The organism is Alteromonas sp. BL110, from assembly GCF_003443615.1.
GTDB lineage: Bacteria > Pseudomonadota > Gammaproteobacteria > Enterobacterales > Alteromonadaceae > Alteromonas.
The window spans coordinates 2,649,395-2,675,536 of sequence record NZ_CP031967.1; the positions used below are offsets into that span (position 1 = coordinate 2,649,395).

Genomic DNA, 26,142 nt, shown 5'->3' on the forward strand with positions numbered 1-26,142 from the left:
AAGTATTATAGAACGGTTATTAAAGATAATATGATCAGTTTAAGTAAAGGGAACGCAACTTTTGTAGGTAATGGCTTTCTTCAAAAAATAACGCCATCAGCTATTCTCTTTTAGCGAGTGCTACCTATCAGGGGCATAGGGCTAATATCCATGGCTAAAAACCACGTAAAAGTGGAACATCACGATTTAAAACAAACAAAGCCTCTTGCGAGGCTTTGCTTCAGCTTATAGCACTGTAATTTTGAAGTACATTATACTTATAAAAATAAGGGCCAGCCCGAGAAGTGATACGGCAATGCTTGTTGGGTAGGTTAAAGCCGCTGATTAGCATGACCTTGTTTTTGGGATACGAGGCAGTAAGCAAGCGAGACAAAATCAAAGAGTTGTGCCCGCTAACCGAGGACGAAGTGAACGAGTTATTAGCAGCATTTTTTAGTGTTTGCGAATGGGTGCAGATACATTATTTGTGGCGACCAAATTTAAAAGACGAAAGCGATAATTTTCTCATTGAACTTGCAGTAGCAGGTAATGCCGAGAGCATTATTACAAATAACCTAAAAGGTCTGCGAAATGCGGAATTACAATTTGACGATTTGAAAGTGTTAGCGCCAGAAGATTAGTTGAGAGGAGTTTAATATGTCTACTCTAACTGTACGTTTACCAGACGATAAGCATAATCGATTGAAGGCTTTGGCTGCGCATAAAAAGCTGAGCTTAAATAAATCAATAGAAGGGTTGTCCTAAACAAGCGATAGCTGAATTAGATACTGAGGTAAGATTTAGGGCGATTGCTGCTACTGGAGACAAAGAGAAAGGTTTAGAACTTCTAGATAAGCTTGATTCACATTTTGGCAGCTATCACCCGCATAACGGGCAAAAACACGTAGGCTACAATACCAAGCGAAGCGACAGAGCCCACGTGTTACTGTCCAAGCGAAGCGATTTAATGTGATTGTTATACGCGCCTTTATACCGCCGCCAAGTTATAAGGTGAGACATGTAAAGAACTTTGATGTTGCCGCGTTTGCCATAAATCAAAAGCATTTTGCAAACGTAGCCAATGGGCAGCTGAAGGCTTTCCAAAGACCAACTCTAGACGAAGTGCCATCTCTGGCGTGATGGCTCCTTTGCAATTAAGAACTTTTGACAATGTTTTACGGCTAACATCTAAATGCTGCGCGACATCAGTGATGGTGAGCTCTAGAGCATCAATAACAAGATCTTTGAGTATCTCACCGGGATGCGCTGGGTTATGCATATTCATTAGTGATAATCCTCGTAGTTAACGATTTCAACATCTCGCCCTACAAAGCGATATGTAACTCTCCAGTTACCACTCACTCTGACAGACCAAATATCATTTCTGTTACCTTTGAGTTTATGCATATAAAGGCCGGGCAAATCCATGTCATCAGGCGTTTCAGCTTGATCGAGGTTGGACAGAATCAGACGAAGCTTATTTTCATGCTTCTTCTGAATTCCTGATGTGATTCCTTTAGCGTAAAACTTCTGAAGGCCTTTATGTATAAAACTCTTAATCATTTATTGATTGTAACCTTACAGGTTACGATTTGCCAATGGAATTTTCGACGCGTATAGACACAATGACTCCCTGAGAAATGCTAGCCTCCGCATTTTCGTGGGTTAGCTCAAAAAGCCAGTGGCGTTATTATCCTGTGATGAAGGCCATACAGGCAATGCGCGGTGTTCGCTTGCTAGTTGCCGTTGGTGTAGTGACGGAGCTCGGTGATTTACATCGCTTCGACCATCCTAGAAAACTCATGGCGTATTTAGGTTTAGTGCCTAGTGAACAATCATCAGGCGGTAAACGTCAATTAGACGCCATAATCGCGAAGCGCCGCTGCGTTACTGTCCCAGTGACCGAAGGGAACGTGTTTAGCGCTTTGTATGGGCTCCTTCTGGAAGCCATAATAGTGGATCGAACTTGTAACCAAATCTACGACCTATTAATTTTGCCCGTTCTATTGAGTCTATTTTCCATGATCTTTTTTTGTAAGGTGAGGCCTTTAGTTCGCTCTCATACTTAAAACCACCCCTTCGTGTATTAAACTTTTTAGCGGCCAATAAATGCCACTTCCTTCCTTTTGTAAACCCAGTGTTCAGAGGAGAGTTATGGCTTTGTATTCTCTTTTTAAGGTTGTTAGTTGCACCTAGATAGACCAATCCGTCGTCTGCAATTATAAGATAAGCCCAAGATGGGCATTCCGAAAATTGCTTTATTGACTTTTTCTCTGAGGGAGGGTCTCCATACTTGCCTGCACTGAAGTGAGATTTAATACCCCAAACGACCCGAGGCTGAATATTTAATTTTGACGCAATTACGTTTGATTCCAGGCCTTGTCTGAGCAATTTAATTACAGCACGCCTGATATCTTCTTTTTCCATATTACCTCCATGTCAATCTGGGGCCTAACACTAAGCTTTGGGGCGCAGGCTCGGGGCTATAGTCGCGAAGCGGCCCTGAGTTTGCGTCCCAGCGAACGTAGCGAGAGCCTTGAGTGGCTTGATAATCATTGAGCCTCCTCCCTATCAGCATAAACTGAGTTTATCCTAATAGGCGACCAAACCAAGGGAGAAAACTCAATGAACTTTTATACTAATACACATCCGTACTATTGTGGAATCGATCTTCACACAAGACTGCTTTACGTCTGCATTATTGATAATGAAAACAACATCTTTGTTCACGAAAAAATAGATGATTCACCCGATAAACTGTTAGCGCTTCTAAAGCCATATCTGGGCAATATTGTTATTGGAGTGGAATGTATGCACTGCTGGTATAGGGTCTCTGACTTCTGTCAAGAACACAATATTGATTTCATCCTTGGCCACGCGCTGAACATGAAAGCGATTCATGCAGGTAAAACGATAAAATAGACGCGCTAAAGATAGCGAAGCTAATGCGAGGAGGAAACTTTCCTCTCGCGCATGCTTATTCAAAGGAGCATCGCTCGATTCGAGATGCACTTCGCCGTAGAACCCACATAATGAGAATGAGTGCTCAGCTGAAAGCGCATGTTGCTAGCACAGTCAGCCAATACAACTTACCCGCTTTAGAAACGCGGTTAGCTTTAAGAAACTCACCTGATAGAGAAAAGATGCGCCACTTTTTTCCAGACGAAGCAGTGCAAAAGAGCATGGATTTAAACCTAAATATTATCGAAACCATGGTGAGTGAGCTCTACAAGATTGAACATTATGTAAAGACTCAGGCACAAACACACTGTGCAACAGATTTACATATTTTAAAATCGTTTCCAGGTATCGGGAAAATTCTAGCCCTCACCATTTTGTATGAAATTGGCGATATTAAACGGTTTCCATCAGTTCAGAAGTTTGCTTCGTATTCACGGTTAGTAAAATGTAAAGCTGAGTCGGCCAGTAAAACACACGGTACGCAGGGAAATAAGATTGGCAATGCTCATTTAAAATGGGCATTTAGTGAGCAGCAGTGTTGTACTTTAAAGGTAATGACAACGCGAAACGGTATCTAGCCAAGCTTCAAAAGAGAATGAGCAAGGCGAAGGCTTTATCAGCACTTGCTCATAAAATCGGGCGATGTACTTGTTTTATGTTGAAGAACCAGCAGGTATTCGATGAAGAACGCTTTTTAAACGGGTAAGTCGCACGGTGGCATGACTTAAACGTCTAACTGGTTTAATGGTGAGTATCTTTTTTATCGCGCAGTACTCTGCAAAAAAGCAGCATCGATAAATATACCGATATACCAAAACCTGTTGGTTTGATTAGACATGTCACTGTTGCGCATCTCTACCTTTTTACGAATTTGCTTACACCTTCACTGAACCTGATACTAACTGGTCAATGCAGCCACTTAGGTTTGAATAGGACAGAGGAAGGTTAACCGATGAATGTCTAGTGCCGTTGCCAGTCAAAAGGAATTGAAAAGAGCAACAACAAGCGCCTCTATATGTGTTATACGCGTTTGCCATTAATTGCCTTGTACCCAAAGAGATAGCATAGCCCAACAAGTAGCCATACAACACCCACAATCAAAACCGTGTCAGTTACCTTGTTTGGGTGCCTCATCCAGAGTTGAATTGGCAAAATGCCACGTATAATACACGCAGCAGCAATTGCATATATGCCAAAGCTGAGTAACGGAAGCCTACGAATGAGTGTAGCGCCCGACAGAGCGTAACAGCCAAAAACGATAAATATTGCCGAAACCACGATCGTACCCAGCGGTGCCAAAAGTGTTCCTGCTTTAGCCGATTCAATTACGCTTACTGGAGCCATTTGAGTCTCAAAGCACTGGGGCCCCAAAAAGATGCAGGATAGGTGAGCGAAAGCGGTTAATACAGCTATTGATGCAGCTATTAATAACAGAACTATTCCTTGTTTAGTACTCATTAATTAATAATTCCAGTAGCGTATAACTTTTAAATAACGGGCGCAGATATGTGGGCTAAAATCCGAACGAAGTGAGCAGCCCACATGTTTGCGTCCCAGCCCGCGCAGCGGGCGAACTTGATTTTTTTGTTAGGCATGTTCGTCCACAACCTTCAGTTGCGATATGTCCATTACCCTTACATGTGTTTGGTAATAATATTTACCAGTAGGTTTGCCGTCTGATAAAAATGCAATCTTAACCCGCTGAGCCTTACCATTAACTACTATTGCTTTATTTAAGAAATATTCCTGCGGCGGCATCCCATATTTAGCTGATAATTGTGCAATTACTTTTGGGTGTAAAGCGACGGTTACTGCTCTCTGATCGCGATAGTCTTTTTCAGTATTTAAATAGACATATTGCCCTTGGCTACCAGTTGCGACTATTTGAAGAGTGTATTGACCAAGAACACCTTTGGGCGCTGAATCTGCAGCGGCCTTTATTATGTCCATCGGATCTGAGAATGTAGATGTAGTGTGCGAGGTTGTGGTAGTGCAACCAGCGAGTAAAAAGATAAACGCTAAAACAACATTTTTCATAATTTATTTCCTTATAAATGCCTAACTTTTAGATAAGGGGCGAACTTAATTTTTTTGTTAGGTGCCATGCTAGGGAATACCTATGTCCCACAATTGCTGTTCACTTAAAAGCAAGATGTCTTGTGGTTCGGAGTATCGAATGCCTAAACAGGTACTCGTAGAGATTAGCCACCCTTTTTCCTTTAGCTCAAAAACAACAACGCTATCTTTGCCATGAAAATCCTTCCAGCAATTCAACCGATAAATAGTGCTACCAAGAGCACATTCTTTGTTGGTGAAAAGCAAGTCGTCATCTTCAGTAGCAATATATTGTTCGCGAAGCTTTTCTAAAAAAGAGACTGGATTCATAACTGTCCACTTGGCACTTAACAACTTAGTGTGCGGAAAAAATCCTTTATGCAAGGTGGATAATTTCCGTATATCACATTTTTAATTTTCTTACTTTCGCACGGAAGTACATTTTCATCAATAACCTACACCTAGTATCTAAAAGCTATGTATATAAATACGGAATCTTTCTTTTTTATTTTTTCCCTTAGTTAATCTGTGGATTGTTGTATTTATCTACAGTTAAAAAGTTGAATAGCCTATTTATTAAATAAAAAACAAAGTGGTAAAAAAAGCCTCAGTTGAGGCTTTTCGTTTTACGTTAACTAGCAAGTAGTTGGTCAGGCATGTTACTTATAAAAATAAGGCCCAACCCAGCGATAGTTTTCACCATCAATTTTAACTTCGTGATCAGCATTCTTATCGTTATTACGATTAGCGATGATAAACAACTGAGTATTACCTTTTACATCGGTAATATTCACGCCAGTATAGTCTTCGTTATCAAGTACAATGCTAAGATCGGCAACGCTGCTTCTTGAGTTTATCGACGATTCGCTCACCGGACTGTAAGAACCATGTGGTTCTACTACAGAAACAAACACCGTATCCTGGGTATCATTTCGCCTAAGCGTAATAGCTGCATCGCGACGCAGGTTGAATTCTGGATCGTTTGCGCCAATACGAGTTAAGTATATCTGGTCGTCTGCTTTAGTAACTGTAGTCAGCGTGTAGTATTTTCCATGCTGAAGCCATTGGAACTTAGTATTGCCTTCATTTGCGTTACCTTTGCCCTCTACAAATAAATGTTGATAGCCATTTTCATTACCAAATGGTGATAATGTGGTAGGCGACTCATGGGCGAAGTTCTTATCAATAATCTGTCCCATGTAATAGAAGGGCAGGTCGTATTGATTTTTCTTATCAGCGTCAACCCGCAAAATATCTAGTACAAACGGCTTTTCAAAGTTCTCGTCTTTGATCACGGCCATGGTACGGTGCATTAAGTTTCCTGGGTAAGCATTTTCTTCCGTTGCACTAACCACTTTTACGTTGTCATCTTCTGCGTCAAAAGTAAAAAGTTCTGAGTGATGCTGACTAGCAATGTCGTACTCACCATCAAAATGCTTTTTGCCATTTATTGATAGAGTATTATGCGCAATAGTTGTCTTAGCCCACGTGGTATTTTCTTTTAAATAGTTACCACCGCCTTTTTGACCTATATTCACAAAGCGAGCTAGGCCATAATCCTGCAAGACTTCCTCACCTTTTTCGTACAAAGAGAAGGATAACTTATCGTAGTGACCGTGACTTAAACCCTGCGCTGCATACTTAAACACAAGCGTTAGGTCTTCATTGCCATAACGCAAAATCCCTACGCCTCCTTGGTCACCGTTAGGTCCATCACTTAAATTGACGGAAGACTTTACAAAGGGAACCGCTTTGCCATCTCGAATATCAATAGCGGCTTCAAGACCCGATTCTTGAAGAAGTACTTGTCCTTGCTTTTCTACCACGCTTAACAAGCGAGGATCTTTCTCTCCGTAAAAGTAGGCGAGGTCTACTGCGGTTACTAATGAAGCTTTCTTATAAGACATGCCCTTTTGAGCATCGTTAAGCGGGAAGAATTCGCCATCTGCGTCAGAAAGGTTAAGAAGTGCATCGATACCTTTTAACAACACATTGTCTTTATGCTGTAGCACTTTTAAGTCTGGACGATTGTTTTCCATCGCCAGCGCAAGTATTAGGAACGGATACATTGCATAGCGCTGATAGTAAGGGCCTTCGGTATAGTAGCCATCTGGAGAGAAGGGCTCTTCTAAATTAGCAAAAAAGCCCTTACGCTGACCTTCTACTTTAATAGTGCCGCCATCGTTGTCTTTACCGCCTACTTCTAAGCCGTCGTCTTCAATACCATAAAGCGCACGTTGTATAAGCTCTTCATCGTTCATAACAAGGCCAATCATGCCTACGGCAGCAATGCCCCAGGTGCTGTGGTTGTGAACGCGGTTAAAAAATTGTGGATTTTCTAATGAAATGAAATCGGCAAACGGACGGAATAGATTGTCCTCAAGCGTTTTGCGCTCATCAGCAGATAAGTAGTCGTAGATGGCATCATAAGCTTGGCTCATGTAAACCAGCCAGTTACTGTCGTTTAAGCATTGCCAGAACAATTTACCCCTAGAGTACGAGCGCTCTTGAGGATGAAGGGGTAAATCTTTGTACATGGCTTCATATTGAAACAGCATGTCACGAATATATTTTGCGTACTTTTCATCTTCTAATACTTGATAAAGTACGCCCGCTTTTTGCGCAATAAAGAAGTTTTGTTTATGGCGTTGGTGGGTGTAGCCACCTGAGAAATCCTTTGGGATGGGCGTATCAATACCCATCGCAATTTCGGCGTCTACTTCTTGCTTAACGGTCGCCAAACTTTTATCAAACAGAGGAACTTCACCCAAGTTGTCTCTCATTCTTTCTACGCCAGGTTCGGTAAGAATAAGGTTAGGGTGACCTTTTGCTTCGCTAGCAAAAGACGACAAGCTGATACCAACAGCTAGCATGGTAAGGCTAAATTTCTTAATGTTCATTGTATTTATTTCCTTGTTATCAAATAGCCATTGATGAAAACAGGCAACAACGGATGTAGGGTAAAAATGTTGTTATTTAAAAATGACAATTTGTAATAAACACAATAACAGAAGTGGAAAGAGAATGGGTAGACCAATTGCATGTTTTGGTAAATTTATTGATTTAATTGGTAAGATAGATTTCCATTTTATACTGGGATTTAGGCGCTCTGTTTCTATTCACCTTAAAAGTTGCGAAAAACACTTCGCCAAAACAGAACTAAGGAAATAGTTATAGAGCGTATGTACTACACCAGCTGTAATTTGCTCAATATTCCAAAGGCCAGGGCGGTAATCGGTAAAGACACTAATGTGCTGACTGCGATAATGCTTGCCGCTAAGCGGTAATCACCACCTAAGTTTCTAACCATTACATAGCTTGCCGCCGCCGTGGGTGAAATTGCGAGAAGTAAAACAATGCCAAGCTCCATTCCTTTAAAACCGAAAGCATAGGCAAGAGCGACCAATATAGTTGGGTAAACCACGCATTTGCTAGTTGTACTAAGCACAATATTAAACCAGTCACTGGAAAACGAGCGGAACTGAAGTGAGGCGCCGGTACATATAAGTGCAAGTGGCAGGGTAAGTTGAGCGAAATATTCTCCTGTTTTAACGACTGTATCCGGGAGCTGCCATTCAAAGTATGAGAAGGGCAGAGCGGCAGCGATAGATAAGATTAACGGGTTTTTCGCCATGCCGGTAACTTGTCCCATTAGCGATCGCGACGTACCTTGATAAAAGTTAAGAACAAAGACCGACAGAATGTTAAATAAAATGGTAATGCACCCCATGTAGACAGATGCTACCGCTAGACCCTCTTGCCCATAGGTGTTAGCGCAATAGGCTAAGCCGATAATACCCATGTTGGCCCTAAAGCCACCCTGAACGACCACACCTCTGGCTTTATAAGGGTGTACAGTTAGATGAGATATACACATCAGTGCGGCAAAAACAAAGAGCGTCCCCATCACTCCCACGCTTATGAGAGATAGATTAGCGGCTTTAGAAAAGTCAGCCCGCGCGATTGATAAGAACAGTAGAGCGGGAAGCGCAACGTTAAATACGAGTTTAGAACCAGCTTCAATAAACCCTTCATTAAGCCACTTGATTCGGAAAAAAAGCCAACCCATCAAAAGAAGGATCAATACAGGAATAAGAGTACTAGTAATAAAGCTAAGCATAAAAAGAACTAACGCCTTTGAATATATTTGCGAAAAAAGCAGTAGGTTGCTGCTTTGTAAATAGGCAGAAAGAGTCATAGTATGCCAAGCTTCTACTCCTATGCATAAAATAAATATACAGTTTACAAAGAAAAAGCGGTTACATTGTCCTCCAGTCAATAAACTTATTCACAATCCTTGTTGATAAGCGTAAGTTAATATTAATGTTAGCAAGGGTTGACCTTTTCCATAGCCGATCCTGTATCTAAACCCCAATTAGAAAGAACTGATGTATGAGAGCATTTCTTTTCTTCGCTGGCCTAGTGATAGTACATAGCCTGTGGGGCGGTTTTTCTAACGCTCACGCGCAAGAAGCTGCGCCAGAAAGTAAGATGGAGTTGGTTAATCACAAGCTTTGGATGTACTTAGAAGACGGTAGTACGTTATCTGCCGACGCTATTTTTGACAAATATAAGCAGAATGATTTAGTTAAAAATACTGACGGGCGGGTTAGTTATGGGTTTACGAGTAACACCATCTGGGGCGTGTTAGAAATTGATCAAAATAATTATAGTGGTTTTGCTAGTCGCGCTACTGAACACAGCCTAGTAACAGTTCCATTCCTTCCTCTCAAGATAGAGGTAGATAATGCGTGGCTAGATGAAATCGACATCTATTTCTTTGAAAGCGGTCAAAGAAAACATCATGTTAAGCTTGGTGACAGTCAAGCGCATAGTACTCGTTTTGAAGATGCTCGTATGCCATCACTTTTCTATCGGTTTACCCAGCCAGATACGTTAGTGATATTTCGGTTTGCTTCCCAAGACCCAATGACTATTCCCATTTATGTCGGACCTTCCGGCGCGGCAAAAGACAAGTCTACGGAAAATGCATATTTTTATGGCGCTTTATACGGTGCGCTTGTCATTCTACTGGTATACAACCTAGTTTTATATTTTTACCTCAGAGAACGGCGCTACCTGCTTTATTCACTATATCTTTTGTCGTTTCTGGTCTTTAATTTTACCTACACAGGCCACGGTTTTTGGTGGGTTTGGTCAGAGTCAGTATTCCTTCAGCAGTGGCTCATGCCACTGTTTATGTTTTTGTATCTATTCAGTGCGGTCAGGTTCACCATTGAGTTTCTCAATACCCAACTTTACTTACCTAGGCTTTATCGGATTAGGAAGTATATTTATAGCGCACTAGTAGCTCTTGCGGTGATAATCGTGTTGGTGGGCAGCCGCTCTTTTGCGGTAATGTCTCAATTAGTGGTACTGACATCGATTGCGGTTTGGATGTTGTTTATTGGCATATTTGCCTATCGTAATGGCGATGCCCTTGCCAAGTTTTTCCTCCCCGCTATTTTGTGCGGAACGGGGGGCGCAATGGTGTCGAGTTTAGCCACCTGGGGGCTTATTCCCTATTCAAAATGGGCATTCAGAGGAATTGAAATTGGCATGGTACTGGAAATGTCTCTACTGTCTATTTCACTGGCGTTTAACTACAAGCAAGTGCAGCAAGCACGAAAAAATGCTGAGCGCGACGCAAGGCTCGACCCACTAACCTCTCTTTATAACAGGCGCGCTTTTGAAGATTTGGTGTACCCGATTTGGGAGCTCGGAAAGCGCAGCAATAAATTTATGTCAGTTATGCTTATTGATATCGACTGGTTTAAAAAAGTTAACGATAAGTATGGTCATGACATGGGAGATAAGGTGCTGCAAAAAGTCGCAGAAGAAATTAAAGGGCAGGTCAGAGGCTCTGACATTACTTTTCGCTGGGGCGGAGAAGAATTTTTAGTCTTTTTACCTAATACGCGTGTTCAGTACGCTAAACAAATAGCCGAGAACTTACGCATGCATCTATTTACTCACGATATCAATAAGCTGCTGCGAGTGACAGTAAGTATTGGTGTGGCAGGCACCTCTCCGGGCGAAGAGGATATCAACGTTCTAATTAAAGAATCAGACCAAGCCTTGTATTTAGCAAAAGCGAACGGACGAAACAGGGTGGTGTTATGGAACGAAGGAGTGGAAACATCCACTCCTTAAAACTTTGCTATGCCTTTCGCCGTTGAGCAAGATTCCCTGAGTACTAGCTCGCAGGGCACTAAAGTACGGGTGTTGAAGGCTTTTCCGCTTTTAATCTTGTTCAGCAACATACTCGCAGCTTCACTACCTATTTCGTAAGGTTGTTGTCTTACTACTGTTACGGGAACCCTGAAAAACTCTGCCATAGGAATTTCTTCAAAACCTAACAACGAAACGTCATCGGGAATATTAATATTTGCTTGCTCTAACGCCTTTAGCACATCAACAGTGATAGCAATTTGCTGAGTGAAAAAAGCAGTGGGCGACAGATCTGATTTAAGAAGCTCTACAGGAGAAGCGGCTAAGCCCTCAGTTCTGCTCCAATGAAGGATCAGTTCTTCCTTAACCGGCAGGTTGTGCTTGTTATGAGCATCTACAAATCCTTGATATTTTTCTTGGCGTGACTTTACCGTTTCAAACTGCTGGGTGACAAAGCAAATATCTTTATGCCCTAATTCGATGAGATACTCTGTGGCTTCAAATGATGCGCGTTTGTAATCAGCAACAACAATACCCGTATCGCAGTCGTCGTGCTCAAGCTGAAACTGAACTACTGGCACAGTATTTTTAGAAATATCTTCGATTAACTTCGCGTTGTTGCCACACGAGGCAATAATAACGCCGTCTACATTAAGCTGGCATAGCGTAGTTAGCGCACTCTTCTCAGTTGCGGGGTCGAAGTCAGAGTTATAAATAAATAGGTCGTAGCCATGCTTTTTACAATAATCGTCCATGCCTCGTATTGCTTGGCTTGTGTAATAACTCGCGATATCGCGAACAATAACCCCCAATGTACGAGTTTTATTGGTTTTTAAACTGCGCGCAATATTGTTAGGTACATAATTTAATTCCTCGACTGCTTTTTGCAATCGTAAGCGGGTATCTAACGACATGAAGTCGAAGCGTCCATTTAAAAATTGAGATGCGGTACTTTTTGAAACGCCGGCTTTTGTCGCAACGTCTACAAGTCTTACTTTGGTTTTATTCATTTAATGTTCTCTAACTGCTTACGTATCAAATGGTTTTCCGCATTACTTAGGTGCTACCGCGTCACCCAATTGTAAAGAAGAAAATGAAACACTGGTATAGTTACCTGCTTTTTTATCTACGTCCCAATTACCTGTACCGGGGCAAGCTGGATAGCGAAACGTTGGCGCATCCTTTGTGCTGCATTGGTTATACGCACCAACCTTGAAAAACAACCAGTCGTTTTTATATCCAATAGGGTCGTCATGCTCATCAATATTTCCAGAAGCATCTACATTATCTGCAAGATTTATTTGATGCTTCACCGTGGGGTGATTTGCAGCAGAAAAGGTAAGGTACATGGTATCGCCATAAACATTAATCTCGTAGCTAAACGATTCACCTAAGGCTATGCCGTCACTGCCTGGATCGGTGTTATTGTTCCAGCCATCTCCCCATACCGGGTAAGCAATGTCGATGCGCTCTGGATGGCTTTCAGGAAGGTTTCTTTCGTAGTTCCAAAAAACAGTTCCCGTTTCGTGGTTAGGGTACTTTTTGTAGTAAATTTTAAGAGGCTCATTACCCCAGCCAAAGCCAGCGTCTTCCGTTTTTTCATCATTTAATTTTGCAGCATGAATCTGACCCACTACCACGGAATAAGCGGGTGGTTTGTCGGCATACTTTGCATTTAACGACACGTGATTAACTTTAAGTGAGGCCTGCATTCGCCCGCCTACAGCAGCAAAGTTTTCGTTATTCGGCGTGGAGGATAACGCGAAGTAATTACGAGGGCTTTCATAACTAGGTACTTGCCCATTTTCGCTTGTATAAACTTGTCTAAGTTCACTACGCGTGTTTGTTGATGTGGGCGATGTAAAGCCTTTGTTAGGAGCAACAAATACCATATTGTTGTCTGCATCTAAGTAAAAGAACGTTTCGTGCTGATAGTATTTGAGTGCGTTGTTTTTAACCCGATCTGCTGCTCCATCACCGTCTTCATCAACAGGAAGCATGATATTCCACCCACTCAAATCGAATTTATCACCGGGTACTTGGATGGAAGTGCCTTTTTCTTCAGGTTCTGATTTGCCGTTGCATCCTACAATAGTGAAGGCAATTAGGATGTTAGCCGCAACCAATGGCGTTCTTGTTTTCATAGAATTAACCTAGGGAATTTGTTATAGATTGGGGTAGAGAAAATAGCGCTGCAGCACACTACAGCGCCATTAAGAGAGGCGGTACGCTTCTTACCAGCGCCCGCGCACTCCAAGGGTAAAGCGACGATCAGATTCGCTGTAAAGCCAAATGCTATCCAGTTCAGAAACTTGGATGTAGGGTTCAGCCGTAAGGTTTACCGCATTGGCGACCAAGGTGATGTTCTCGTTCACGTCATAACTTGCGGAGAAGTCAAATTGACCCCGTGCATCGCGATAATTGTTGCCAAGTGTTGGGTCAAAGAACGGCTCATCGGGGTTAGTTCTATTGTAAATACCTGTGGCTAGCGCGCCAACTGGACGAACCCGTTTTTCGTCCTGTGAGTCTAGATATTTGTCACGCCAGTTATAGGCTAAACGAACTTGGAAGCCCCCGTGTTCCCAATAAATTTGACCATTGAAAGTGTGATTAGAAATATCCAATAAGGGGTTGCCATCAGGCTGTTCACTGTCTGCATACGTATAGTTCGTGCTTATGCCAAGCCCAGACCACATGCCAGGTAAAAAGCTGAACTGTTGTTGATAGGCAAGTTCTACCCCCGCAACTTCACCACTCCCGCCGTTTACGTCAGTATCGATAACAATGCCAGTGAGTCCTGCATCACGTTGGGCTTCAACGTAGGCAAGGTCTTGATCGCCCGTGACATAATTCACATCAGCTTGGCTAACACCAGCCGTGTCGAGTAGGCATACATTGACGTATTCAGTAACATTCTGCCCCTCTACTGTGTCTGGATCTGCTACACAAGAGCTGCTCGCGACGGTGAATGATTCTACGTCTTTATAAAAAATAGCAGCTGATACCATACCACCTTCGCCAAAGTAGTGTTCAGCAGAGAAGTCGTACTGGGTCACTCGATACGGGTCTAGCTGATAAGAGCCTTGCGTGCCGGTTACGAGTGAATTATCAACGCTAAGTGCTGGGCTTAATTCTCCAAACTCAGGTCGCCTCATTACTTTAGCCGCAGCGAATCGCAGTATTGTATCGTCGGTGAGCGTGTACGTGACGTTTAAGCTTGGTAGAAAATCTGAATAGTCGTACTCGCCGCTTTGGTCAAAGGTGTTAGAGGTTAAGTCAGTTTTAACATAACGCGCACCTACCACAGCAGTTAGAGCGTCAAAGTCTAAATGAAACTGCGCATATAGGGCTTGAGTTTCTTCGTTAATCTGCGCGTAAGAACCCGTGTTTCTTACCATGTTGTCAGCTAACGAGCCCGTTAGCTCCATGTTACTGCCTTCCAGCATTTGCTGAACTCGGGCATAGGTGCCGTCAATATCGTACGCTAGCGCTGCCCCGTCATAAACATAATAGTGGGTAAGTGCATTGTTGCCGGCAATCCCGCTTTGGTCGAAGGAATTACTGTGGTTAATTTCTTTAAATCCACCAAACGCTTCATTGAATTCATCGACCCATGTAGGGGTAACAACGCCATCATAAGAAACACTGGTTTGCAGGTTCTTTAGCTCGCTTCCATTATTCCTAAGATCAAAGCGGTCCAGTTCATAGTCTCGGTCTGTGGTACGAACGCCAGCTTTAACCTTGGTTAAAAAACTTAAGCTTGAAAAGGGTTCTAAGTACTCAGCATCGAAGCGAATAGCCGTTTCTTCATTTTCTTCATAGTAGCGTTGGTGCGTAAACTGCCTAATTGCGAGGTTATTTGGATCTAATAACGCATCTGGGTCGGAAAAAGCGATTCCTGGGACTTGGTCACCGTCACCAAGCATGGTAATGGTAAAAAGATGTTCGGTAATTGTTCCATCTTCTTCATATTGAGAGCGGGATATAGGGCGAAGGTTAAATTCGGATTTTGTACGCAAGCTCTCAGACTTAGTATAGGCAATTTCTCCGGATATCTTAAGCTTATCGGTAATAAACCATTCACCGCCTAATGCGTTAGATGTTGACTCGTTCGTTGTGAAGTCAGCCCAGGTTTTCGGCTGAACAAATACGCTGCCTGAGCCAAAGTTTTCCAGCTGACCCTGCGCATCGTCGTAAGCATCATCAAGTATTAAGTCACCATAATCTTTGCTGTCGTTGAGAACAGAGTAAGCCTCTTGTCCTCCATCAAGTTCGGTGGTGTTAATGTCTAGATAAACAAATGCATCAGTATCTTTAGGCGCCCACTGCAACGAAACGCCATAAGCGGTTCGTTCTCGCTGCTCTGTTTTTTGCTCTACTGTGTTTTGGCTGCGAACAAGGTAATTTCCACTAGGTGTATTGGCTTGATCACTTGTTCCATCACCATCTAAATCTAACTCAGTAGGCGTTACAAGATTAAAAAATTCATCTCTTCTTAGTGTTCGATCTTGATAAGACATGAACACCGAAGCCCCAAAAGTACCGGCATCACCCAAATCCCAGTTGGTACCAGCAGCACCAGAAAAAACCGGCGCCCAGTTCTCTGCTTTATCCGCATATTCGCCGTCAAGCGTAAAGGCAATTAAGGGCTCAGAAAGCTCTAACGGCCCTAACCGTTGTCATATTAATGGTGCCGCCCAGAGCGCCCTCTATCATTTCTGGCGTGGGAGACTTCACAACTTCAACGGTTTTTAGAAAGCTTGAAGGGAAATCAGCTAAACTTATTCCACCACGCCCGCTGCCTGAAGTAGAGCGTCCATTCAACTCTACTCGGTTTTGCGAGATACCTCGTATAGTGACAGATTCACCTACGCCAAATTCACGGCTTATTGAAACGCCAGTAATACGCTGTAGGGCTTCGGCAATATTGTTATCAGGCAGTTTACCAATATCTTCTGCAACGATAGCGTCAACTATACGAGAATCGTATCGCTTAAGACGGGCTGACTCTGCAATACTGCTGGCAATGCCTCGTACTTCAATAACCTCTACATCGCTGGCTTTCTCTGGCTCTTGCGCTTCTTGAGCAACACTCGCTGACGTGAAGCCAACACTTGTGGCAGATAAAATGGCAAGGGTGAGTTTAGATAATTTCTTGTTCATTTCGCTTCTCCGAAAAGCTGGTCCGCTTAATACCTCACAAACCCCGAATTAAAATTTCATGTGAAGTTTTATTTAACTAAACCGGTTTAGTTCTTGTTTTTAAAAAATCCCGCTTTGCAGGATATTTACAATAAAGTTACATTTGAGGTGGGTTTAGTCAACATTATTTTTGTTTTTAGCGCGTTTTATTTTCGTTTCCACGTTAGTTTTCTTTACTAAATGTCTAGTTTTAATATTTATTTGTATTTTTTTGACAGTTATAAAAGCATCAAACTTAATGGATTTATCCAAAAGTCTAACAATATTAATTATTTGTTCATAAATCTTTTTCATTTTTAAGTATATGAATTTTATGTATATTCGTCTTTCACCTGCCGTTTTTTTATGTTTTTTTAGTGTTGCCTATGTGTTGTCATTTTGTTGACATGGCATTTCGCTGTGTTAATTTGAATCTATACTAAAACGGTTTATCAAGTAGGTTTTCAATGATAAATAAGGAGTCAATGTGAATTCTTTATCGGGTAAGAAAGCATTAGTTACTGGCGGCGCTAGCGGAATTGGTGGGGCCATTTCTTCTGAGTTAGCAGCCCAGGGGGCAACAGTAATTGTGCATTACTATCGTTCCGAAGACGCGGTAAAAGAGTTGCAAAAAGAGGTGTTGGATTCGGGAGTTGGAGAAATAATCCCTGTTCAAGCCGATTTAACAAAAGAAGAAACAGTGAATGAGTTTGCTAAAACCATCCTGGGTTTAACGCCTTCTTTAGATATTTTGGTAAATAACACCGGAGATCTCGTAGAGCGCCATACGCTAGATGATATAGACAATGCGTTCTGGGAAAAAGTAATGGCGGTAAATGTCACCTCAACCATGATGGTTAGCCGTGTTCTTTTACCCCTTTTAAAATCTGCAAAAGATGGTGCATCGATAGTGAATTTATCATCTCTGGCGGGAAGAAAAGGGGGGCATGGCGGCTCGCTTGCGTATTCAACGTCCAAAGGAGCGGTACTCACGTTCACTCGTTCATTGGCCTCTGAACTTGCGGGTGATGGTATCCGGGTAAATGCGGTTACACCTGGTCTTATATTGGGAACGCGCTTTCATTCAACCCACACCACCGACGAATCAGCGAATAAAACCATTAGTGAAATACCTTTGAAACGTGCAGGAAATCCGCGAGATGTGGCTCGCGCCGTGGCCTTTTTGGCATCGGAATACAATGGGTTTATTACAGGCGCCACCTTAGACATTAACGGTGGTGTATACATGGCGTAAGCCTGTCTAAGCTTTATGCGTGCCGAATAAATTATAAAAAGAGGTATACAATGTTGCCGATTCTCAAAAAGCTAATGGCATTCGGGCCGGCGTTCTTTGCAATAGGTTACACCATAGGAACTGGTAGCGTTACATCTATGATAGTGGCAGGTAGCACTTACGGAATGTCGCTATTGTGGGTTTTGTTTCTAAGTTGTTTGTTTTCAGGAGCGCTCATATATGCCTATGGTAATTACGCCATAGTCACTGGCGAAACAGCACTTTACGCGTTTAAAAAGCATCTCAAGTTTGGGCGTATTATCGCTATCTTAATTATAGTTGGTGTGACATTTGGTCAATGGAACTCACTAATGGGTATCCTCGGCATATCTTCAAATATCATATTTGAGATGCTTGCGCTTTATTCTCCCTCGCTTAATCAATACAAATACGAGTTGGTATTGGGCATAGCTGTGTCAGTCATCGGCATTATGTACGCCATTATGCTTATCGGAAGGTATTCTCTTTTTGAAAAAATACTGGTGATGTTTGTATCGTGCATGGGGCTTTCTTTCGTATTCTCACTCATTGTGGTGCGCCCGCTTCCTGCCGAGGTCGTTGCTGGGTTTGTTCCTTCAATACCCGATGTGCCGGGCGGAAAGATGATGGTAGCGGCGTTCGTTGGCACGACAATGGCCGCTGCCACGTTTTTATCTCGCCCCTTGTTTATTCAAGGAAAAGGGTGGGGCATGGCTAATCAGGGTCAACAAAAGAAAGATGCAATTGTTGCTGCTATTTTGGTGTTCATCATTAGTGCATCGGTCATGGCGGTTGCCCATGGTGCACTGTTTCACGAAGGGAAAAAGATTACTCATGTATTAGACATGGTAAATGCTCTGGAGCCTATAGCGGGAAAAACGGCACTGACTGTGTTCTTTTTCGGTACCCTAGCGGCAGGGCTTTCCTCTGTATTCCCTTGTTTGTTGATAGCTCCCCTTCTTATTGCAGATTATCGCTCAGGAAAGCTAGATACCAAGTCAACACAGTTCAAAGTGATAACCGGAATTGCGTGCTTGGTGGCGCTTATTATTCCTGTTTTCGGTTTTAACCCGATAAAAGGGCAAATACTTTCTCAGGTATTTAATGTGTTCGTACTGCCCTTAGTGACTTTGGGGATCTTAATCCTGGCTAACAAAAAAGTATTAATGAAAAACCACGCGCCAGGTAAGTTGCTTAATACCCTGTTAGTGATGGCATTTATTTTCGCGGTCGTCATTTCAGCGAATGGTGTAGTAGCGCTTTTTGAGCAAGTATAGGATTTTTGTATGTTGATTCTAGTTGCAGGCGTGTCAGGTACAGGTAAGTCTACTGTCGGTAAAGCACTTGCCGACAATTACTCACTTCCGTTTTTCGACGGCGATGATTTTCACTCTAAAGCGAATATAGACAAAATGCAGCGGGGAAAAGCGCTTAATGACGAAGACCGAATTCCTTGGTTAGAAGCGCTTTCCGATTTACTTAGTGAACATGATAAAGCAGAGGGGGCGGTGCTGGCGTGTTCGGCACTCAAAGAAGCTTACCGCAATATACTAAGCGCGAATAAAACTTTGCCTATTCATTGGATAGTGCTTACTGGCAGTGAAGCTTTGTTGGCTTCAAGGCTTTCTTCTCGTAACGACCACTTTTTCGATCCCAAATTGCTGCGTTCACAGCTAAATACTTTTCAGTTGCCTTACTATGGAAAGCATATAGATGTAGCAATGCCGGTAGATGAAGTAGTTCATAGTGCTATTGAATTTATAAATCGAAATGTTTAACGCCTCAACCATTTAAGGCTGTCAGCGTTGTTAATAACAAGGTTAAAAAATGAATCATATATTGGTAAGTAAACTAAATATTCTGGGTGTGGCGCTGATGCTGTTTTTTAGTAACTCAGTATTTGCCACTCTTGTTTCTAATATTGAAGAGTTTAATCAGACGGTAGAAACGGCAAAGCCCGGCGACACTATTACCCTTGCTAACGGTGAGTGGGCAAACGTTGAACTTGTATTCAAAGGCGAAGGCACTGAAAGGAAACCTATAACCCTAAAGGCACAAACGCCGGGAGAGGTGATAATCACCGGCCAGTCTAACTTAAGTCTTTCAGGCAAATATCTAGTGGTTGATGGGCTGGTATTTACTCGGGGGTATACACCCACAGGTGAGGTAATTGCATTTAAAACCTCGCCTACAGAGTTGGCGAGTTATTCTCGCTTAACGAATGTTGTTATTGACGATTTTAGCCACCCCGAGCGTGAGCTTTCAGATTTATGGCTTGCGATTTATGGCAAACACAATCGTATCGACCATAACTCGTTTATTAATAAGCGTAACCGTGGGGTAACGGTTGCGGTGAGAATGAACTCGAAAGAAAGTCGAGAGAATCACCACGTTATAGAGTACAACTACTTCGGCCCTAGACAGGTTCTAGGTGCTAATGGTGGCGAAACCTTACGTATAGGCACCAGTCACTTTTCTCGCGAATATGCCAATACACTAGTGCAGTACAATTATTTTGATCGCACCAGTGGTGAACATGAAATCATCTCTAACAAATCAAGTGGCAATACCTTTTTAGGCAACGTGTTTTATGAAGCGCAGGGCACATTAACAATGCGTCACGGGCATTACACACGAGTTGAAAATAACTACTTTATTGGAAATAGAAAGCCAAATACGGGGGGAATTCGCATCATTAACGAACACCAAACCGTAAAGAATAATTACTTATATGGACTAACGGGCAGACGCTTTCGCGGTGCGCTTGTGATAATGAACGGTGTTCCCAATTCACCGCCGAATCGATACGACCCGGTGATTGAATCTGTTATGAACAACAATATCGTTATCGATAGCGACTATATTCAATTAGGTGCGGGTGCAGACGAAGAGCGTTCCGCTCCACCGAAAAGCTCTGAGATGCAAAACAACATTATTTTGGGAAAGTACAACGATACACCAATTACGGTATTTGATGATGTATCAGGCATAAACTTTAAAGGTAATGTGTTAACGCAAACGTCTGAAAACCCAATTGGTAAAGGCTTCACAAAAGCGCCTTATAAAGTAACAAAGAACGAATACGGCTTAATGACACCTGAGCAAAGCTTAATTGACGATATCGAATTTGGGGAAATAAAACTGCCCGTTACGAAAGATGAAGTCGGTGCACCTTATTACGATAAGAAAGAAAGTAGAGTTGCATTTGGAAGCGGCAAAGACATTATGGTTAGTCCAGGTATAGACACCCTTGCTAATGCCCTCGAAAATAGCATGCCAGGCGACACGCTTGTGCTGGAAAATGGTGGAGAATATTTGCTAACCCGTTTCGCCAATATCAACCACCCAGTTACAGTGATGGCAAAGCAGGGCGCTAAACCTGTTATCCGTTCTGAGAAGCCAAGCTTTATCGTTATTCGCAATGGTGGAGCTTTGAACCTAAATAATCTTTGGTTTGATGGCGCCGCTTCGCCTGACTACAAAGGCAATAGCATTATCAGAACCAGTCGTTCTTCAATGAATATCAACTATTCGTTACTTGTCGATAATGTAAAAGTGACAGACCTCAACATTAACGGCTACTTCTACTTTTTTAAAGCCTACCCAGGTACATTTGCTGATGAAATAGTTATTGCGAATTCTGACATGAGTAACATCACAGGCGCCATTCTTTCGCTTAATAAAGAGACGGAAGATCTCGGCGTTTACAGTGTTGAGAACCTTACGATAGAAGGCAACACCTTCACCGATGTAAAAGAAGAAGTGGTGACAGTGTACCGTGGGGGCTTTGATGAAAGCACTTTTGGCCCTATGGTAACGGTAAAAGGTAACAGGCTGAAAAACGTTGGAAAAGGTAAAACCCATAGGACTGGCGCTTCTATGTATTTCCACGGCGTGCAAAACCTTCATATCGATGATACGACTATTACCGACAGTGCACCAATTTCGCTTTACTTAACTAACGGTGAACCCATTACCGTCATTGAAAATGTATCACACATAAATACGCCTAAAATTAAGGCTAACAACACAGAATATAACGTTGATAACGTTAGCTACCAAAAAAGCCAATAAAACCAATAAAAGGGCTTTTATCTAAAAAGCCCTTTTATAATCACAACTTGTGAATTGCGGGATACCTGACGTAGTATTGCTGTTCCTAGTTTTCTCAGAGTATCCTTTTCATGTACCAAGATTTTCAAGCAGAGTTGGCGTGGGCCAGCCTGCATATGCCTCGTACTCGTAAGGCTATCGCATCACTTCCTGATCTGTCTAATATTAGGCTTGCCTGCAACATGCATTTAGATTTGAAAATGGCGCCTTTAGTAGAGGGGCTGCTTTCACGTGGCTGTAATATCTTTTTGACCACATGCAACCCTACTACAGTACAAGATGATGTGGTGTCCTACCTTGTGGATAAAGGTGCAACAGCCCATGCGTGGCGCGATATGAGCGACGCTGACTGGTCTGAATCATTTGATAAAGCGTTGGCTTGGCAACCCACCCATTTATGCGAAATGGGTGCGGATCTCACCACTCGACTACATGAAAATATAAAAGTAAATAAGCCAGTACCAAACATAGTATCGGGCTTGGAAGCAACGGGCTCTGGCATCAACCGGCTAAACGGTATGGCGCCAAACTACCCCATTTTTAACTGGGATGATTTGCCAGTAAAAGAAGGGCTTCACAATAGGCATATGGTGGGCTTAAGCGCTTGGCAAACCTTCTTCCAAACTACCCATCTAACCCTGCACGAAAAAGTAGTGGTTGTTATTGGTTATGGCTTGGTGGGGCAGGGCGTTGCTGCGTCGGCGAAAGCTTACGGGGCGCAGGTCCAAGTAGCAGAACTGGACCCAGCAAGAGCGCTCCAGGCGAAATACGACGGTTGGCCAGTGGTTGATTTAAATGAGGCTGCTAGCCAAGCCGATGTTATTGCCACTGCTACTGGCGCCTATGGCGTAGTCAGTTCAACTCATTTAGACAGTATGAAAGACGGGGCGTTTATTTTGAATGTGGGTCACGTAGCACAAGAGATTGATGTGCCATACCTAAAAAATAACGCTACCCACAGTGAGCCAATGCCTTATGTAAATGCCTATAAACTGGGCGATAAAACACTGTATCTACTCGCTGATGGCTCTATGTTTAACTTAACCGCGGGCTATGGCGACAGCATCAATGCGTTTGACGTAACCTTAGCCGTTATGGCTGCAGGCATTGGCTTTATTGTGAATGAAGGTGCGACAAGTGAGAAAGGTTTGTACTTACTTCCAGAAGCCGCGTGGAAAAGTGTTCTGTAAAAGTATAGCGGATAATAAGCAAGTGTTTATCTTCATGTACACTGTATAAAAGGTCTAGCCACCTTGGCTAATCTCGACATTCCTATTGAATGTTGTACAGTGAGCCCGTTTTAATAAATCTATAGTTAAGGCGGGCTAATGAGCACTCCGATAGAAACACAGCTAGGCGAAAAAATAGGTACGGGAATAGGTACAAAAACACCACAGCAGGCACTAGATAGCCTTAGCGACATGGCAGGCGATCTAAGTCCCATTTCACTTTCAGAACATAAAGCTCGCATCGCCAAAGCCCAGCGTTACATGCAACAGCATGATATTGGCGCGTTATATCTAAACGCGGGTGCTAATTTAGCGTATTTCACAGGCATGCAGTGGTACGCCAGCGAACGTTTAGTCGGTGCGCTTTTGCCTGCAAAAGGTGACATTGTATATCTTGCCCCTACGTTTGAAATCGACTCGTTAAACGAGCTTAAATTAGTAGAAGGCGAGATTATCGGTTGGCAAGAACATGAAAGCCCATACGCGCTTGCCATCTCTATGTTGAGCGAGCTGGATACAGCGGGTAGCAGCAAGCTGGGTGTTGATGAGTCTACGCAGTTTTTTATTGTAGATGGTTTTAATAAACTGCTGGAACAACCATGGCAAATCATCAATGGTGCTGAGGTAACTGCGCACTGTCGCATGTATAAATCTAACAATGAACTAGCGCTCATTCAGCGTGCTATGGATATGACTCTTACTGTGCACAAAGCCACTGCCAGTATGCTTTATGAGGGCATAACTACGACAGAAGTTGAAGCATTTATTAACGAGGCGCATAAAAAAGTAGGCGCCAGCGGTAACTATTTTTGCATTGTGCTTTTCGGAAAAGCGACCTCGTTTCCCCACGGCGTTAAAGACCCACAAGTATTAAAGAAAAACGACTTAGTATTGATTGACACTGGTTGTAAGGTACACGGTTACCTCTCTGATATCACGAGAACCTATTGTTTTGGTGAGCCAACCGATAAACAACGCGCAATGTGGGAAAGCGAAAAACGTGCGCAGCTTGCTGCATTTAACGCTGCAGAAGTCGGTGTACCCTGTGGCGATGTGGATAAAGCTGCCCGAGATAGCTTAGCGAAAGATGGCTTAGGGCCTGACTATAATTTGCCAGGCTTACCTCATCGAACGGGGCATGGTATTGGTATGGATATTCACGAATGGCCGTATTTGGTCAAAGACAATCCCCATCCATTGGCATCTGGCATGTGTTTCAGTAACGAGCCTATGATAGTGGTGCCGAACGAGTTTGGCATACGTTTAGAAGATCATTTTTATATGACCGAAGATGGCCCTGTCTGGTTTACTGAGCCCAGTGAATCTATCGATTCACTGTAACTAGACTGAATTGAAGCTGCTCTTTGTTACGAAGAGCAGCTGTAGTGCGCAACACCGCCAGCACTGAAAAATTCAAGTGGGCGCATTTGGTAATACTTATTCTCTACCTCTTCTGTTTGCTCATCATAAGGCGCGGTTAGTACACTCTGTAGTTCGTGAATTTGGGTAAAGTCACCTTTCTCGGCAGCTTTATAAGCAGGCACAATAAGCCACTCGCGCCAAGTGAATTTAGGGTTAGCTTGGCGCATGTTCTCTGCTATAGCAGTTATAGCGTTTGTTTGATCGTCTTGGGCTTCAGCGTCCTTTTCAATACGCTCACGCCAAGTTTTTAGCCATACTTCCCATTCTGTCAACACCTCTGCCTTAGGCGAGTAGTAAAAACTCTTCGTCAAACCTGCCATATCTTCAGGTATCGAAGATAGCTCTCGGAAAAACATATTGTAGTCGGCGCCTGTGCGCAGCATTAATTGCAGAAGCTTGATAAGCAAGTCGTGGTCGTAGCTCGCAAGGCCGAGCTTTGTTGCCCACATGCTTTCCATTGCGCTTTCCATAACGCCAGAAAAACCGTCGTTAATATCGTTAAGCTTAGAGAGCTGTTCACTGTTGCCTTCAAGTAGCGTCATCAGTGAGCGACAGAACATATCAAAGTTTTTCTGTGCAGCAATGGGCTGGTTTAAAAACGAGAAGTGACGACCGCCGCCTGTCCAAGGTTGATATTCTGCTTCAAAAAATTCACAAAAACCGAATGGCCCGTAATCCAGCGTAAAGCCGCCAGCGGCGCAGTTGTCGCTATTAAAATTGCCTTGGCAATAACCTACGCGAACCCAATTAGAAACAAGGCCAGTTAACCTGCTTCTAAATAGCTCAGCCAGAGCTACCACTTGCTCGTCTAATGGCGCGGTTGTGTCTATTTCACCAGCGTACTCTCGCTCAATAAGGTGTTTAACAATGGCTTCTAGCTCATTTAATGCATTGCTGTGTTCATTACAGCGTGCGCGCCTAGCAAAAAGCTCTATTTGCCCTACGCGCAAAAACGATGGGGCGACGCGGGTGGATATGGCCGTTATATTTTCTACCATCACTTCAGGCTCATAGGAATGAGAGCCTTCGCGATACCAAGGCCTGTCTACCGTGTCTGATTCAGACATAAACAAGCTTAGCGAGCGTGAGGTCGGAATACCAAGCGCGTGCATATGCTCTTGCACCAAAAATTCGCGCACGCTAGAGCGCAATACAGCGCGCCCATCTGCACCTCGGCAATAAGGCGTGCGGCCAGCGCCTTTTAACTGCATTTCCCAACGCTTGCCGTTAAATACCGCTTCAATGATAGAGATTGCGCGGCCGTCACCGTAGCCGTTACCCGTTCTAAACGGGCACTGTTGTGTGTATTCCGTACCATAAATTGAAAGCGCGTAGCCAGTTGCCCAACCGAAAGGTTTCATAGGTGCAGGTACTGCTGACATGTCGCCTGAAAACAGCTGGGTGAAATCTTTAGATGTTGCAAGACTGTCGTCTAAGCCCAATTCGGCAAATAGCGTTTCGCTATGAGCAATGTACGTCGGTGCAGTTAATGGGGTCGGAGTAACCGGCACATAGTGACCTGAGAAGACTTGGCGCGGGTCATGATCATTGCCATCGCTAGTCGACTGCGGGTCTGGAGTAAGGGTATTTAGCAATGAGTAATCAACGTGCTTTGCAAATTCTTCTATCGTCTTGATACGTTCTGTCACTATGCCTGCCTATTTCATTAGAGCGGAAAGTTTCTTCTTTAACGTCGAAGCTTCATCTACCTTAGTATTTTTAAAACACTCGACACCCGATATTTGGTACGGTGATTCA

The 26,142-nt window shown here is 43.1% G+C and carries 19 protein-coding genes and 3 pseudogenes; 11 read left to right on the forward strand and 11 right to left on the reverse strand.

The features are described 5' to 3' along the window. Positions 1-329 precede the first annotated feature (329 nt). Positions 330-620, forward strand: a complete 291-nt coding sequence (locus tag D1814_RS11445) for a putative toxin-antitoxin system toxin component, PIN family (protein ID WP_232368868.1) — start codon at positions 330-332, stop codon at positions 618-620. Between the two features lie 16 nt (positions 621-636). Beyond that, positions 637-744, forward strand: coding sequence for a toxin-antitoxin system HicB family antitoxin (locus D1814_RS19600; RefSeq protein ID WP_232368869.1), 108 nt, complete (start codon positions 637-639; stop codon positions 742-744). A 223-nt stretch (positions 745-967) separates the two neighbouring features. On the opposite strand, the gene D1814_RS11455 is transcribed toward D1814_RS19600, so the two are convergent. After that, positions 968-1,264 (reverse strand): HigA family addiction module antitoxin, encoded by a 297-nt coding sequence (locus D1814_RS11455; protein ID WP_118492353.1) that lies wholly within the window; start codon positions 1,262-1,264, stop codon positions 968-970. Beyond that, complete coding sequence (locus tag D1814_RS11460; RefSeq protein WP_118492355.1) at positions 1,264-1,542, reverse strand: type II toxin-antitoxin system RelE/ParE family toxin; 279 nt, start codon at positions 1,540-1,542, stop codon at positions 1,264-1,266. The genes D1814_RS11455 and D1814_RS11460 overlap by 1 nt, the downstream gene beginning before the upstream one ends. 119 nt (positions 1,543-1,661) lie before the next feature. On the opposite strand from D1814_RS11460, the pseudogene D1814_RS11465 reads away from it, so the two are divergent. After that, a pseudogene (locus D1814_RS11465) lies at positions 1,662-1,847 on the forward strand (transposase); the annotation flags it as partial. A gap of 49 nt (positions 1,848-1,896) precedes the next feature. Here D1814_RS11465 and D1814_RS11470 read toward each other — a convergent pair. Beyond that, positions 1,897-2,406, reverse strand: a complete 510-nt coding sequence (locus D1814_RS11470; RefSeq protein ID WP_118492357.1) for a GIY-YIG nuclease family protein — start codon at positions 2,404-2,406, stop codon at positions 1,897-1,899. Between the two features lie 198 nt (positions 2,407-2,604). Between D1814_RS11470 and D1814_RS11475 the strand changes: the two are divergent. Beyond that, a pseudogene (locus tag D1814_RS11475) lies at positions 2,605-3,646 on the forward strand (IS110 family transposase). Positions 3,647-4,527: 881 nt separating this feature from the next. Here the strand turns inward: D1814_RS11475 and D1814_RS11485 are convergent. The 4 genes from D1814_RS11485 to D1814_RS11500 all read right to left on the reverse strand — a co-directional run bounded on the left by D1814_RS11485 (position 4,528) and on the right by D1814_RS11500 (position 9,115). Continuing rightward, the gene (locus D1814_RS11485) at positions 4,528-4,977 is read right to left on the reverse strand and encodes a hypothetical protein (protein WP_118492361.1); all 450 of its coding nucleotides are present in this window, start codon (positions 4,975-4,977) and stop codon (positions 4,528-4,530) included. Positions 4,978-5,046: 69 nt separating this feature from the next. Continuing rightward, entirely contained in the window at positions 5,047-5,325 is a 279-nt protein-coding gene (locus D1814_RS11490) for a hypothetical protein (RefSeq protein WP_118492363.1), read from the reverse strand. Between the two features lie 329 nt (positions 5,326-5,654). After that, positions 5,655-7,895, reverse strand: coding sequence for an alginate lyase family protein (locus tag D1814_RS11495; protein ID WP_183037599.1), 2,241 nt, complete (start codon positions 7,893-7,895; stop codon positions 5,655-5,657). Between the two features lie 287 nt (positions 7,896-8,182). Then, on the reverse strand, positions 8,183-9,115 hold the full coding sequence (locus D1814_RS11500) for an AEC family transporter (protein WP_118495376.1): 933 nt from the start codon (positions 9,113-9,115) through the stop codon (positions 8,183-8,185). A 272-nt stretch (positions 9,116-9,387) separates the two neighbouring features. Between D1814_RS11500 and D1814_RS11505 the strand changes: the two genes are divergently transcribed. Next, complete coding sequence (locus D1814_RS11505; protein ID WP_118492367.1) at positions 9,388-11,148, forward strand: sensor domain-containing diguanylate cyclase; 1,761 nt, start codon at positions 9,388-9,390, stop codon at positions 11,146-11,148. Here the strand turns inward: D1814_RS11505 and D1814_RS11510 are convergent. The 3 genes and pseudogenes from D1814_RS11510 to D1814_RS11520 all read right to left on the reverse strand — a co-directional run bounded on the left by D1814_RS11510 (position 11,145) and on the right by D1814_RS11520 (position 16,329). Then, a complete protein-coding gene (locus D1814_RS11510; RefSeq protein ID WP_025254170.1) occupies positions 11,145-12,176 on the reverse strand; it encodes a substrate-binding domain-containing protein in 1,032 nt (343 codons plus the stop codon). The two genes, D1814_RS11505 and D1814_RS11510, sit on opposite strands and share 4 nt — an antisense overlap. 42 nt (positions 12,177-12,218) lie before the next feature. Beyond that, positions 12,219-13,310, reverse strand: coding sequence for a polysaccharide lyase family 7 protein (locus tag D1814_RS11515; RefSeq protein ID WP_118492368.1), 1,092 nt, complete (start codon positions 13,308-13,310; stop codon positions 12,219-12,221). Positions 13,311-13,400: 90 nt separating this feature from the next. Next, a pseudogene (locus tag D1814_RS11520) lies at positions 13,401-16,329 on the reverse strand (TonB-dependent receptor). Between the two features lie 505 nt (positions 16,330-16,834). On the opposite strand from D1814_RS11520, the gene D1814_RS11530 reads away from it, so the two are divergent. From D1814_RS11530 to D1814_RS11555, 6 genes are all read left to right on the forward strand, one after another. Further along, positions 16,835-17,602 carry an SDR family NAD(P)-dependent oxidoreductase gene (locus D1814_RS11530; protein WP_118492372.1) on the forward strand — a complete coding sequence of 256 codons (768 nt, stop codon included), beginning with the start codon at positions 16,835-16,837 and terminating at the stop codon, positions 17,600-17,602. Positions 17,603-17,652: 50 nt separating this feature from the next. Next, complete coding sequence (locus D1814_RS11535; protein ID WP_118492374.1) at positions 17,653-18,897, forward strand: Nramp family divalent metal transporter; 1,245 nt, start codon at positions 17,653-17,655, stop codon at positions 18,895-18,897. Between the two features lie 9 nt (positions 18,898-18,906). Beyond that, positions 18,907-19,398 (forward strand): gluconokinase, encoded by a 492-nt coding sequence (locus D1814_RS11540; RefSeq protein WP_118492376.1) that lies wholly within the window; start codon positions 18,907-18,909, stop codon positions 19,396-19,398. A 49-nt stretch (positions 19,399-19,447) separates the two neighbouring features. Next, a complete protein-coding gene (locus D1814_RS11545) occupies positions 19,448-21,694 on the forward strand; it encodes a polysaccharide lyase 6 family protein (protein ID WP_118492378.1) in 2,247 nt (748 codons plus the stop codon). Positions 21,695-21,804: 110 nt separating this feature from the next. Further along, the gene (locus D1814_RS11550; protein WP_025254178.1) at positions 21,805-22,923 is read left to right on the forward strand and encodes an adenosylhomocysteinase; all 1,119 of its coding nucleotides are present in this window, start codon (positions 21,805-21,807) and stop codon (positions 22,921-22,923) included. Between the two features lie 138 nt (positions 22,924-23,061). Next, complete coding sequence (locus tag D1814_RS11555; protein ID WP_118492380.1) at positions 23,062-24,303, forward strand: M24 family metallopeptidase; 1,242 nt, start codon at positions 23,062-23,064, stop codon at positions 24,301-24,303. 26 nt (positions 24,304-24,329) lie between these two features. Here D1814_RS11555 and D1814_RS11560 read toward each other — a convergent pair whose 3' ends face one another. Next, positions 24,330-26,033 carry a protein adenylyltransferase SelO family protein gene (locus D1814_RS11560; RefSeq protein ID WP_118492382.1) on the reverse strand — a complete coding sequence of 568 codons (1,704 nt, stop codon included), beginning with the start codon at positions 26,031-26,033 and terminating at the stop codon, positions 24,330-24,332. Between the last annotated feature and the right edge of the window lie 109 nt (positions 26,034-26,142).